This is a genomic window from Erythrobacter sp. S227, from assembly GCF_057364925.1.
Map to the genome: position 1 here is coordinate 307,970 of NZ_CP200280.1, position 12,329 is coordinate 320,298.

Annotated in this window: 15 protein-coding genes; 9 read left to right on the top strand and 6 right to left on the bottom strand. The window is 57.9% G+C overall.

All coding sequences use genetic code 11. The features are described 5' to 3' along the window. Positions 1-210: 210 nt before the first annotated feature. Positions 211-1,848: a phosphoenolpyruvate carboxykinase gene (locus AC0V6Q_RS01380; RefSeq protein ID WP_486166655.1), complete on the top strand. Its 1,638-nt coding sequence runs from the start codon at positions 211-213 to the stop codon at positions 1,846-1,848. 25 nt (positions 1,849-1,873) lie between these two features. Here AC0V6Q_RS01380 and AC0V6Q_RS01385 read toward each other — a convergent pair whose 3' ends face one another. Then, positions 1,874-2,878: an endonuclease/exonuclease/phosphatase family protein gene (locus AC0V6Q_RS01385; RefSeq protein WP_486166656.1), complete on the bottom strand. Its 1,005-nt coding sequence runs from the start codon at positions 2,876-2,878 to the stop codon at positions 1,874-1,876. A gap of 115 nt (positions 2,879-2,993) precedes the next feature. On the opposite strand from AC0V6Q_RS01385, the gene AC0V6Q_RS01390 reads away from it, so the two are divergent. Together AC0V6Q_RS01390 and AC0V6Q_RS01395 are read left to right on the top strand one after the other, a co-directional pair. Further along, positions 2,994-3,350, top strand: coding sequence for a hypothetical protein (locus AC0V6Q_RS01390; RefSeq protein ID WP_486166657.1), 357 nt, complete (start codon positions 2,994-2,996; stop codon positions 3,348-3,350). A 27-nt stretch (positions 3,351-3,377) separates the two neighbouring features. Beyond that, on the top strand, positions 3,378-3,926 hold the full coding sequence (locus AC0V6Q_RS01395) for a DUF937 domain-containing protein (protein ID WP_486166658.1): 549 nt from the start codon (positions 3,378-3,380) through the stop codon (positions 3,924-3,926). Positions 3,927-3,936: 10 nt separating this feature from the next. On the opposite strand, the gene AC0V6Q_RS01400 is transcribed toward AC0V6Q_RS01395, so the two are convergent. After that, positions 3,937-5,562 (bottom strand): FAD-dependent oxidoreductase, encoded by a 1,626-nt coding sequence (locus AC0V6Q_RS01400; RefSeq protein ID WP_486166659.1) that lies wholly within the window; start codon positions 5,560-5,562, stop codon positions 3,937-3,939. A gap of 181 nt (positions 5,563-5,743) precedes the next feature. Next, the gene (locus AC0V6Q_RS01405; protein ID WP_486166660.1) at positions 5,744-6,109 is read right to left on the bottom strand and encodes a DUF3597 family protein; all 366 of its coding nucleotides are present in this window, start codon (positions 6,107-6,109) and stop codon (positions 5,744-5,746) included. Between the two features lie 99 nt (positions 6,110-6,208). Here AC0V6Q_RS01405 and AC0V6Q_RS01410 point away from each other — a divergent pair, with 99 nt between their 5' ends. Continuing rightward, a complete protein-coding gene (locus tag AC0V6Q_RS01410) occupies positions 6,209-6,430 on the top strand; it encodes a hypothetical protein (RefSeq protein WP_486166661.1) in 222 nt (73 codons plus the stop codon). A 47-nt stretch (positions 6,431-6,477) separates the two neighbouring features. On the opposite strand, the gene AC0V6Q_RS01415 is transcribed toward AC0V6Q_RS01410, so the two are convergent. Beyond that, positions 6,478-7,152, bottom strand: a complete 675-nt coding sequence (locus AC0V6Q_RS01415) for an energy transducer TonB (RefSeq protein WP_486166662.1) — start codon at positions 7,150-7,152, stop codon at positions 6,478-6,480. 194 nt (positions 7,153-7,346) lie between these two features. Next, entirely contained in the window at positions 7,347-8,003 is a 657-nt protein-coding gene (locus AC0V6Q_RS01420) for an alpha/beta hydrolase (protein WP_034959385.1), read from the bottom strand. Positions 8,004-8,138: 135 nt separating this feature from the next. Between AC0V6Q_RS01420 and AC0V6Q_RS01425 the strand changes: the two genes are divergently transcribed. The 3 genes from AC0V6Q_RS01425 (at position 8,139) to AC0V6Q_RS01435 (ending at position 10,801) form a co-directional block, all read left to right on the top strand. Further along, the gene (locus tag AC0V6Q_RS01425; RefSeq protein ID WP_486166663.1) at positions 8,139-9,128 is read left to right on the top strand and encodes a cysteine desulfurase family protein; all 990 of its coding nucleotides are present in this window, start codon (positions 8,139-8,141) and stop codon (positions 9,126-9,128) included. 250 nt (positions 9,129-9,378) lie between these two features. Next, complete coding sequence (locus AC0V6Q_RS01430) at positions 9,379-10,461, top strand: cysteine desulfurase family protein (RefSeq protein WP_486169218.1); 1,083 nt, start codon at positions 9,379-9,381, stop codon at positions 10,459-10,461. Positions 10,462-10,465: 4 nt separating this feature from the next. Further along, on the top strand, positions 10,466-10,801 hold the full coding sequence (locus AC0V6Q_RS01435) for a 2Fe-2S iron-sulfur cluster-binding protein (protein ID WP_486166664.1): 336 nt from the start codon (positions 10,466-10,468) through the stop codon (positions 10,799-10,801). 57 nt (positions 10,802-10,858) lie between these two features. Here AC0V6Q_RS01435 and AC0V6Q_RS01440 read toward each other — a convergent pair whose 3' ends face one another. After that, positions 10,859-11,440 carry a DUF4274 domain-containing protein gene (locus AC0V6Q_RS01440; protein ID WP_486166665.1) on the bottom strand — a complete coding sequence of 194 codons (582 nt, stop codon included), beginning with the start codon at positions 11,438-11,440 and terminating at the stop codon, positions 10,859-10,861. Between the two features lie 399 nt (positions 11,441-11,839). On the opposite strand from AC0V6Q_RS01440, the gene AC0V6Q_RS01445 reads away from it, so the two are divergent. After that, the gene (locus tag AC0V6Q_RS01445) at positions 11,840-11,947 is read left to right on the top strand and encodes an enoyl-CoA hydratase (RefSeq protein ID WP_081853275.1); all 108 of its coding nucleotides are present in this window, start codon (positions 11,840-11,842) and stop codon (positions 11,945-11,947) included. 40 nt (positions 11,948-11,987) lie between these two features. Further along, positions 11,988-12,095, top strand: a complete 108-nt coding sequence (locus AC0V6Q_RS01450) for an enoyl-CoA hydratase (protein WP_486166666.1) — start codon at positions 11,988-11,990, stop codon at positions 12,093-12,095. Positions 12,096-12,329 lie beyond the last annotated feature (234 nt).

The window sequence follows — 12,329 nt, forward strand, 5'->3', positions numbered from 1 at the left end:
CAACCGCACAGGCCAATCCACAGCGTTTGATCATGTCGACAATACCGGCCTGGCCTGCAGGGTTTGACGTGGGGCGGGCTCGTCTTTATGCGAAAGCTCAATTCCTGGGGTCAGGCGTTTTCAAGCGAATCGTTGCATCGATATTGCGCAAGCAAACCCCCCGTCCCAGACCATTGGTGCATACGTATGCACAACCTGTCGCATTGCGCGATGACAACAGGAGAATACACGTTGACCCCGCTGGCCCAACCGCTCCCCTCACAGGGCATTGAAACCAACGCGACCATCCATGCAAACCTTGGTACCTCGGCCCTGGTCGAAGCAGCCATCGGCTCTGGTGAAGGTCAACTGTCCAAGCACGGCGCGCTTGTCGTGAAAACCGGCGCAAAGACCGGACGCAGCGCGAAAGACAAGTTCATCGTGCGCGATGCCACCACCGAAGACACGGTATGGTGGGGCAAGGTCAACGCGAGCATGACGCCCAAGCATTTTGCCAACCTCAAGGAAGATTTCCTGAGCGCGCTTGGTGATAAAGAGACGCTTTATGTCGCGGACCTTTTCGGCGGGTCTCAGCCAGAGCACCGCGTGAATGTTCGCGTTATCAATGAGCTTGCCTGGCACAACCTTTTCATCCGCACGATGCTGGTGCGCCCGAGCGTGGAAGAACTGGGCACGTTCGCGCCCGAATACACTATCATCGACCTGCCCAGCTTTAAGGCTGACCCCGCACGCCACGGCACCAATTCGGAGACCGTGATTGCAGTGAACCTGACCGAAAAACTGATCCTGATCGGCGGCACGCGTTATGCAGGCGAGATGAAGAAGTCGGTCTTCGGCATTCTCAACTATCTGCTGCCAACCAAAGGCGTGATGCCGATGCACTGCTCGGCCAATATCAGCGCGGATGGAAAGACGGCGGTGTTCTTCGGTCTTTCGGGCACGGGCAAGACTACCCTTTCTGCGGACGCCTCGCGCACGCTTATCGGTGATGACGAGCATGGCTGGTCCGATACGGCGGTCTTCAACTTCGAGGGCGGGTGTTATGCGAAAATGATCCGCCTTTCCGAAGAAGCAGAGCCCGAGATTTACGCCACCACCAAAATGTTCGGCACCGTGCTCGAAAACGTAGTGATGGATGAACAAACCCGCGAACTGGACTTCGACGACAACACGCTCGCCGAGAACACACGCGGCGCGTATCCGATTGATTTCATTCCGAACACGTCTGAAAAGAACCTCGGTCCTGCGCCCAGCAATGTCGTCATGCTGACCGCCGATGCGTTTGGCGTTCTGCCTCCGATTGCGCGGCTGACGCCGGATCAGGCGATGTATCACTTCCTGTCGGGCTACACCGCGAAGGTCGCTGGCACTGAAATCGGCGTGACCGAGCCCGAAGCAACCTTCTCAACCTGCTTTGGCGCGCCTTTCATGCCGCGCCACCCGAGCGTTTATGGCAATCTTTTGAAAGAGCGCATCGCCAAGGGCGGCGTTCAATGCTGGTTGCTCAACACCGGCTGGACCGGCGGCAAATATGGCGTCGGCAATCGTATGCCAATCAAGGCAACCCGCGCGCTTTTGAATGCGGCGCTTGATGGCAATCTGGAAGGCGTTGAGTTCCGCAAAGACCCGAATTTTGGCTTTGATGTGCCTGTCCACGTGCCGGTTCTGGCCGAGGCTGGTATTGACCAGACGATCCTCGACCCGCGCGCCACCTGGTCGGACAAGGCCGATTACGACGCGACCGCGCAAAAGCTGGTGCAATTGTTCATCGACAACTTTGCTGAATTCGAAGCGCATGTGGACGAAGGCGTCCGTCAGGCAGCGCCCGCAGGGGCCGTTGCCGCCTGATCATTATTGCGAGTGAAAACGAGGGTCAGCCGGGGTTCCGGCTGGCTCTCGTGATCGTCTGATCAATGCACAATTCGGCGCGCACCGCACGGTGGTCCGAACCGTTCGCGGGGAGCACTTCGAATGTGCGAACTTTCAGGTCGCCATTCACCATGATCTGATCCAGCGGCCACCCCAAGGCTGGGAAAAAGGCCGGGAATGTCGGGTAGGTGCCTCTTCCGATCCGCGGGTCTTTCCAGTCACCGATTTTGCGGAATTGGGTGGTCGTGGGGGACCATGGCACGTCGTTGAAATCGCCCATCGCCACCGCGCCCGCCATATCGCTCGGCGTCTCGCCATTTGTCCGTTCCGCCGCGCGTTTGATGCTGCGATCGCGTTCGGTGGTGTCTTGACCGGGCAGAGGCGCTTTGGGGTGAAGGCCGACAAACTGCACAAGCGAGCCTTCGCTTGCTTGCAAGAGGGCAAAGACGCTTGGTGTATCTTCGCCCGGTTTTTCAAGAATATCGGCATTAAGAACCGGCAATCGGCTGGCAAAGGCCTTGCCAAAGGTGTCGGATTGCGGGTGGGTCAAAGCGTAGGGATATTCGTCCAGCAACGGTTGCAAGGCGTCGGCCCAGTTTTCGTCCACTTCGGTCAGGAACAAAACGTCCGGATCAGCCTCGCGTACCTGCTCGATCAGACGGTCGTGGTCCCTGTTTTTCATTTTGACGTTGGCCGCATAGGCGGTGAAGCATTGCTCTGACGGGTGCGAGGGCACCAGATCGACCTGCTCGGCGGCGAGTTGCGAATAGGGCCAGACGACCACAAAATTGATCGTCGCCGCGACCAGGAACATCACCGCGGCAATCAAGCGATAGGACTTTACGAAAACCGTTGTCAGAACCGCAAGCACGCCAAAGAGATATCCCGCCGGTTCGCGCACGAAGCCGGTCGCCCGGATGGCCCAGAAATCGGAAGGAAACAGCGGCAGGATCGCTGAGGCAAGGGCAAGCCCTCCTGCAACAAGAGCGATGGTGGAACGCGGGGGCATCACCCGTGTGTATCACTCCTCTCGATTATTCCCAGCGCCTCGGGGACATTTCTTTACTTTCGCATCGCTCGACAACGCTCTAGGCTCATGTCCTTACACACAAAGGAGAAGCGCCATGAGTTTGCTGGATGGAATTTTGAAGAATATCGGTGGTGCACCGGATGATGTGGTCAATCTTGCCGCAAAGGTGGGAATTGATCCCGCGATGGCGGAAAAAGCAATCGCCACCCTAGGCCAGACGCACCAGATGGAAGGCGATACGGTCGAACTGGCATCGGCCAAGACCGGACTTGATACCGGCGTGCTCAGCAAGATGGTCGAACAGATCGGCGGCGAAGGCTCGCTGACCCAGTTTGCAGACGCAATCAAAAATGATCCCTCCTCCCTGATGGGGCTGCTCGACAAGGATGGCGACGGCAATCCGCTTGACGATATTGCGGACATGGCCAGCGGCCTGTTCGGCAAGAAATAATCGCGACCAGATGAGAGGGGATATGGCATGAGCCTTGCTGCAATGCTTCAACAAACGGGCGCGATTTCGTCCATGGCGCGCGAACTTGGCGTGGACGAGGGCACAGCCCAAACGGCAGCGGGCGCGCTTTTGCCCGCGATTGTCGCAGGCATGGGCCGCAGCGCAACGGGCGGCAATGCAACGCCTGATCCCCTCGGCGGCTTGGGCAGTCTGGCGGGCGCGATCCTTGGCGGCGGCAATTCTCAGGGCGGCGCTGCTGGCGGATTGGGCGGAATGCTTGGCGGAGGATTGCTCGACGCAGTCCTCGGCTCAAGCCCGACGCCCACTCAGCCTGGTAACGATATTCTTGGCGCGATTTTCGGCACCAAGGATGTCAGCCGCTCTGTCGCAGGCGAAGTCGCCGGGATCACCGGCATTGACGAAGGTCTGCTCAAGAAGATGCTGCCGATCCTCGCCATGGCGGTCGCTGGCTATATGGCGAAAGAAGCAGGCAACAGCGCGCAAGGCAGCGGCCAGAGCGGTGGCGGCCTGGGTGGTATCCTGGGCTCGATCGTTGGCGGTATGATTAGCCGCTAATCGCGAATTCTCAGTCTTCGTCGCCGCGTAAGCTGTCAAGATAAGACCAAATCCGGCTGACTACCACTGACCCTTCGCCAACGGCGCTTGCGACGCGTTTGACGGAGCCAGATCGCACATCGCCCACTGCGAAAATTCCGTCTGTGCCTGTCTCGAACGGGCTCTCGCGGCCTGCTTGCGCGCCGGTAATAACGAACCCTTTGTCATCTGTTTCGACCAGCCCGCCCAGCCATTGCGTATTGGGAGCTGCACCGATCATGATGAAAAGTGCGCGCGTATCTATCAGGCGCTCTCCATCTGGTGATGTAAATGTGACCCCGCTCAGCCAATCCTCTCCATGCAATTGTGTTACGGTCGTGTTGTAGTGAATTGTCACGCGCGGATCGGCCTCAAGCCGCCGCGAAAGATAGCTCGACATTGACGCCGCCAGACTGTCGGAGCGCACGACAAGATGCACATGCGCCGCTGACCGGCTCAAATACATCGCAGCTTGCCCTGCGGAATTGCCCCCGCCGATAACCACTGCCTCGGTGTTGGAACAGAAGCGCGCTTCCATCTCGGTGGCGGAATAGAACACGCCTGCACCTTCAAGCTCTTCAAGATTGTCGAGCGGCAAGCGGCGATATTGCACCCCGGTGCTGACCAATATCGACTTGGTGCAAATCTCGTCGTCATCGTCGAGCTTTGCGCAAAAGCTTCCATCCTCGCGCCGTTCGACATCCACAACCCGGCGCGGCATGACAAAGCGCGTGCCAAATTTCATCGCCTGAATCTGGCCTCGCCATGTAAGATCAGTGCCGCTGATGCCGGTGGGAAAGCCCATGTAGTTTTCGATCCGGCTCGACGTGCCTGCTTGCCCGCCAACTGCCGTATCCTCGATCACCAATGCCTCAAGCCCCTCGCTGCCGGCGTAAACCGCTGCGGCGACACCGGCTGGCCCGCCGCCGACAATCAAAAGGTCAAATTCGCGTTGGGAGCAGATATCGAGATCAAGGCCCAGGTACTGCGCCACTTTGCGAGGGCTGGGATCTTCCAGTTTCGTGTCGGTGCCAACGATGACGCCCGGCTCATGGCTGACGATGGAGCACGCCTCAAGCGTTTCGCGGTCGCCATGGTCCATATCGTAGCTGGAAAAAGGGATGCGGTTGCGCGACAAAAACCGTTCAACTTCCTGAACTTTTGCATCCCGATCTGCGCCGATGACTTTGACCGAGCCATTGGAAAGCTCGAATTGCTTGCGCCTGCGCGCTGCAAATACGGTCAGGATATGGTCGGACAATTCCGGCACGCGGCTCATCAGCTCAAGCATTTGTGTCCGAGGCGCTTCGATCACTCTGGTGTCACAGGTCGCGCGCATCTTGAGATAGTGCGCGCCCCGATTGAGAAAGCCGATCTCCCCCATAAACTGGGTCGGACCAAGCGATGCTTCCATCAGGCGTTTGCCGGTGTATTGGTCAACGACTTCGATTTCGCCGTCGAGCACATACACAAAGGTGTCCATCCGGTCGCCGATGTCGGCAACGATGCTACCCGCCGGATAGGTTTTTTCCTCGCCAATTTCGCAGATTGCATCAACGTGCGCATCTGCAAGCGGCACGCGCCGCATCGTTTCAAGATCGTTTCCCAACTGTTCCATCGCGCGGCTCCTGATCGTTTGTCAGCACATGATTTAGTGATCTGGCGCAAGACTACCATCAGTTGGCGGCAAGAAGCGCAAATAAAAGCGCCGCCATCCCTGAAACAGGCATGGCGGCGCGTTTGGATTTAGGCGATTTTCCCGAAGCCGGTAACGGAGGCGACAGGATTTCGCAGGTAACTCAGTCTTTCAGGTGAGCCGGGACGATACCGCCAGCGGCTGCCATCTGGTTCAGAACCGCCTTGTGAAGAGCGATGTTGTCTTCTGCGGTGCCCGAATAATCGGTGTTGCCCATCTCGATGGCGAGCGCCTTGCGGTTCTCATAGCTAGGGTCGATGCGCACAAGCTTCATCAGGTCGACAATCGAAGTCTGCCAGTTGAGCTTGTCCGAACCCGGAATGCTGCCGATGCGAGCGGCCACGTCGTCCGCGCTGATCGCTGCGCGCTCTGGTGCGGCCGACGCTGCGGCAGGCGCTGCTTCAGCTGCTTTTTTCTCTTCTTCGTCGTCGCCGAAAATCGCGTTAGAAATTGAACTGAAAATACCCATATGTCCCTCCTTGAAATGCGTTGGTTCAAGGCTAGCGACCAAAGCGCTGTTTTGCCAGAGCATTTACAACTGATGACAAATGGATGATTGGCGCAAAGCATGACTGATCTGGTTTTCTCGCTCGTGATGCTCGCTGCGATCTTCCTGGTGCTTGGCGCCTACCTCTATTGGCGGCGCACAGGCGAGGTGAAACAGCCTGCGCTTATGGTGGTTCTGGCCGTCATCGCGGTTGGCAATGTCCTGATCTGGACGATCCCGACATCGGACGGCGCATCGCCGGTCGACATGATCGAGGAAACACAAAAGGCCGAGACGCAGTAAAACGCCCCGGCCATTTGCTGCCTGCTCGGTTGGCTAGGGTCAGGACCCTAGGGGATTTGCCAGTTGACCGAGCTGGAATAGGTTCCGGCCGTTACGCCGCCATCGGTGCCCTTGGCGGGGTTGAACACGGCGCGCGCCTCGATCAGCCTGCAAGTCGCCTGATCAAGCGCGGCATGGCCGGTCGAACCGGTAATCCTGCAATCGCTGACCTTGCCGCTTGCATCGATCTGCAAGGTAAAGCGCGCCGTTCCGGTAAGCTCGCGCCTGATCCAGGTGCTGCGATAATCGGCTGTGGTGATCCAGTTCGACGGATTGCCGCGCGGGGAGGCGGCGACCGGGTCAAACAGGGGTTCAATCGGAGGAAGCGTGCCAGTGAAGGCGTCGGACCCTACCAAAGAGCCCGGATCCAGATTGCCAATTGGCGTGATCGGACCGGTCGGGCCAAGATCCAGGTCAAAGTCGCTTTGCGGCCGTGTGTATGTGGGCACGGGCACCGGGGTTGAGGCCGATTTGGTGTCTGTCGGCGGAAGAACGTCGTCGATGGGTTTGGGGGTAATGACAACATCGGGGATGTTGGATGCCGTGGGGTTAGGCTTGGGCGGGATGATCACTTGGGTGACTGCGAGGCCCGCAATCAAGACCAGTCCAACTCCAGCAGGAACGCCCAAAGCGCCAACGGCGGCAAGGGGGTTGGGGCGGTTTGCTGTGTTCGCGAAACTCATGGATTCTCTCCTCTCATGATGTGCGATGAGTGGAGGCTGACAGGAGTTGTTGCGAGTGACAAGCAATATCGAGTTGCAAAGCGCGACCCGTCGCCCGATGCAATGTATTATAATTGCGTGGAATTATTGTTTTGCGAATGCGTATGCGCGGGTGCGGTTGCGCAAAGCAAAGAACGATTAAATAGCCATCGAGGCTATTTGATCGGACAATCCGGCGACAGGCGGAAATTGAGATAATTGTCGACGCTGCCCATCATCTCTTCGATTTCGTTTTCGAAGAAATGGTTGGCGCGCGGGATTTCGTCGTGATGGATCGTGATGTGCTTTTGCGTGCGCAGCTTGTCGACGAGCTTCTGGACAGCGCTCGGCTGAACCACCGTATCGGCGGCCCCTTGCACGAAAATGCCGGAGGCCGGGCAGGGTGCCAGGAACGAAAAATCATACATATTCGCAGGCGGCGCAACGGAGATAAATCCGCGCACTTCCGGACGGCGCATCAGCAATTGCATACCGATCAGCGCGCCAAAGGAATAACCCGCAACCCAGGTTTGCTGCGCCTCGGGGTGGATCGATTGCACCCAGTCAAGCGCGCTGGCCGCATCGGAAAGTTCGCCAATGCCATTGTCAAAGCTGCCTTGGCTGCGGCCCACACCGCGAAAGTTGAAGCGAAGCGTTGCAAAGCCGCGGTCGGTGAAGGTCTTGTAAAGCCGCTGCACAATCCGGTCATTCATCGTTCCGCCGCCTTCAGGGTGGGGATGCAGGATCATGGCAACAGGTGCACGCGGGCGTGGTGGCGGCGAAAAACGACCTTCGAGACGGCCCTCTGGGCCGGGAAAGATGACTGATGGCATCAAGTACCCTTTATGAAATGAGTTGCGGCAGAAAAACTATGGCGTGCACCGGCTGGTGCCAGCAGTTACGGGCTCTATATAGGCATTGATTGCACTATGCAAATTATTGAGAACGTTTCGCAATAAGGCTCATTCTTGACCAACCGGATTTACCTCGACCATGCCGCCACAACGCCGCTGCGCCCCGAAGCGAAGCTGGCGATGGAGGAGGGATTTGCCTTGTGGGCCAACCCGTCGAGCCCGCATGCAGAGGGGCGCAAGGCGAAGCAGGCGCTCGAAGATGCGCGGGCCCGGGTGAAGGCGGCGCTTTCATGGAACGGCGAGGTAATCTTTACCAGCGGGGCTAGCGAATCGCTGTGGCTTGCGCTCAATCGCACCAAGGCGAGCCGCCGGATTGTAAGCGCGGTGGAGCATGACGCGGTGTTTCGCGCAGCGCCCGATGCGGAAATCTCCTCGGACGAAAGCACATTTGACGCCTCGACCCTTCTGGCCGTCCAGCATGTCAATTCAGAAGCCGGCGTGATCAACCCTGTCTCCCAGATGGCAGAGACGATCAAATCCACAGGCGCTGTGCTTTTGTCCGATTGTGCGCAGTCTGCGGGCAAGCTCGACCTGCCTGATGCCGATATGCTGGTGGTTTCCGCTCACAAGCTGGGTGGCCCGATTGGCATTGGCGCGCTTCTGGTGCGCGATTGGGCTTTGCTAGAGCCCATGGGCGGGCACGAACGCGGCTATCGTCAGGGCACAGAGAATATGCCCGCAGCGCTCGGCTTTGCGAGCGCGCTTGAGGCGAGCGAATGGCTGACCACGCCGGAAGAACGGGCCGGTTTTTCCAAGGAGTTGGGCTATGACCTCCTGACATTCGGTGATCAGACTGACTACATCTTCGCGCTCGCGCATCCGAGCATGAGCGCGCAGGCTCTCCTGATCCGATTGGACGCCATGGGCATTGCCGTGTCGGCGGGAAGTGCGTGTTCCTCGGGGACTTTGAAGAAAAGCCGGGTGCTCGATGCCTTTGGCGTGAGCGATGACGTCGCCGCGCGCACCATCCGGGTGAGCCTTGGGTGGAATACCAACACAGGGGAGTTGGACCGCTTCATTGAGGCGTGGAGGTCGCTCAAGTGACTCTTGAATGGTGGAAATGGTACTTCAGGATTCTCACCCCAGCTCCTTTCATTCCGATGGCAGAATATGCAATCTTTGGAACCGCTTGGTCTTTTATTCCCGTTGCGTGCGCGATTGGCTGGGCGGTCTTCACTTTTCGTTGCATGAATTGTGGCCTTCCAGCTCATGACCACAGGATTGCAACGCACTTTGATGGCATTGGCTCAATGAAGAAGTGCCCAAATTGCGGGAAGAAGATGGTGCCAAGGAAATGATCTATCTCGACAACCAAGCCACCACGCCGCTTGCACCCGAAGCGCGCGATGCGATGATCCGCTGGCTCGATGGGCCAGATGGCACTGGCTTCGGCAATCCGCATTCCCCGCATAAAATGGGCCGTCAGGCAGCCGCGGCAATCGAGGCTGCGCGCGACACCGTGGCGGCGCTTTTCCCTGCTGGCGGCAAAGTGATCTTCACCAGCGGCGCAACCGAAGCGCTTAACCTCGCCATTCGCGGCACCAGTGGCAAGGGGAGCGTTGCCTTCTCTGCCATCGAACACTCAGCCGTTGGCGACACCGCGCGCGATGCCGGGCTCTCCAAAATGCTCGAGGTTGATAGCGACGGAATCTGCGATCCGGCGCAGGACATTGGCAAAGCGACCCGTCTGATTGCGGTGATGCAGGTCAATAATGAGATTGGCACTATTCAACCGACCCTCGATTGGCAGCGCCGCGCCAAACAGGAAAATGCTCTCTTTCTCGTCGATGCGGTGCAGGCTTACGGCAAGATCGCCGTCGCGGGCGCGGATATGCTCGCGGTATCGGCGCACAAGCTCAACGGCCCCAAGGGCGTGGGCGCATTATGGGTGCGCGACGGGGTGGAACTGCAGCAGGTGCAAACCGGCGGAGGGCAGGAACATGGCCTTCGCTCCGGCACTTTGTCGCCAGCGCTCATCGCCGGATTTGGCGCGGCCGCCGCGCTTTCCAAGGAACGGATGGAGCAAGACGCCGCCCATGTCGAAGCCTTGTGGACCCGCGCGCGCGAACATTTCGACAGCTGGACCCTTAATGGCAGCGAGGCATCGCGCTGGTATGGCAATATGAACATTCGCAAGGACGGGCTGGACGTGGCGCGGCTGATGTCAGATTGCCGAAACATTATGTTTTCGGCTGGCAGCGCGTGTGCGAGCGGGTCAGGCCGGCCAAGCCATGTGCTGAAAGCCATCGGGCTCACCGATGCCGAGGCCAAATCATCAATCCGGCTGGGCTGGGGGCGTTACACCACGCTTGACGATATCGACGATGCGGCCAAAACGATATTGGCAGCGGCAAAAGACCAGGAGCTCTGGGGCTAATCTAATGACAATCAAAGTGACCTTTATCGATCCCAAAGGGGCGCCTGTGCCATGCGAAGGCGAGGTGGGTGAGAATCTTCTGAAGCTTGGTCAGGCCGCCGGCCTCCCGCTCGAAGGGACTTGCGAGGGGCAGATGGCGTGCTCGACCTGTCATGTGGTGGTTGCAGCGGAGTGGTTCGACAAGCTTGCCGAGGCGTCTGAGGAAGAGGAAGATATGCTCGACTTTGCCGCCGGAGCGCGGAGGACCTCGCGATTGTCGTGTCAGATTGATCTTACCGAAGAGATGGACGGTCTTACCGTCAGCGTACCGGGCGAAAGCCACGATGCGCGAGGGCTTTAGAATGGCTGTTATCGGGCCTTTTGAAAGGACTGATAACTCAGAGCACGGCTAGAAGGTCTATCCTTCGAAGTCGAGCTCACCCGTTTCGAGATCGATGGTCCATGGATACGGCTCTGGGCTCTTTAGCGTATAAGCATATCGATTGATCAGCCGTCCGGGCGTGTGCGTGACCATAAGACCCTCAGGGAATGGAGGCGCGCCCACTTCTGCCGCGCGGTCTCGAAGTTCGCCGAATTCTGGTCCCATGCCATAGTCGACGTGAGACCGATCCTCGCGCAATAGGTAATCAGCGCTGCCTGTTATAGCTTGAAGAATGTCGAATTTGATCTCTTCGCGACGATAGCCCCCACTACGGAAGCGGTCGGCGATGTATTTCAGCAGGGGTTCGACACTGTAGGGGCTCTCGCCCATGACCTCTTCGCATTCCTCGAAGTTATATCCCGTCGGCTCACCTGTCCAAAAGATCTGCCTTGCGGTCGCCTTGTCGCAATCGGGCTGGCTTACGATCCAGTAGAGCACGTTCAACTCGTCATCCCAATTGTGGACATCGGCGATGAAGTGCCAGTCGTCTGGGCTCATTTTCTCAAGAGCCTTCATCTGTGCAGCGGTGAGCTTCTGGAGGAGTTCTTCGTCGGTCATGAGGGCACATCTCTAAATCAGAATTGAGGGCAGGTTGAGATGCCAAACCTTTGTTTCGAAATATTTACCTTCTAGCTTCGCCTCTTTAGCCAGACTTACCGCAGCGTCGGACATGACCGCTCAAAGCAAAGCGTGCGGGGTGAAATGCGCAGCGCCCCATCGCAGTAAAGCGCAGCATTATAACGATCCTGTCTGAATAGGCGATTAAGCCGATCCTAAACATTGGTAAAATTTCCCAATCTTTGCGTTTGGGGGCAATTCGTGTGTTTGGGTGATTGCGCGAAAGCCGCAGAATTCTGCCGTTTTTCGAGTTTGGCACGGTGTCTGCATGATAGTTGGCATACAGCGGAAACAACCCGCAAATGACCACAGTAACTTTATCAGACGGAAAGACGAACCATGACCAACACAGCAAACAACTTCTTCGCCGCAGCCCTTTCAATCATCGTTTCAACCAGCCTGCTTGCATACGCCATCGTTCCAGCAAGCCCCACGATGTTCGCTTAATTTCAATCTCGACAAACACTCAATTCAAAGGAATTTCAAAATGACTATCGCCACCAACAACCTCCTCGCCGCAGCATTCTCAGTAGTTATCTCGGCTAGCCTGTTTGCCTATGCCATCGTACCCGCCAGCCCGCTCGCATTTGCCTGATCGCTGACGGGTCCCGGTAACCCCATCTTCTAGTCCCCCATCCCCCAGTCCCCCACCCCTTAGTCCACTTGCCCATCCGGAGACCCATAATGCCCCCAAGAATCTCAAACGGCACGAACAACCTCTACGCCGCCGCCCTCTCGATCCTCTCGACCTCGGCAGTCCTTGCGACCGTTATCTTCTTCAGCAATCCGGGCATCATCGCCTGATCCGCCCCGCTGACCCCTCAAATAG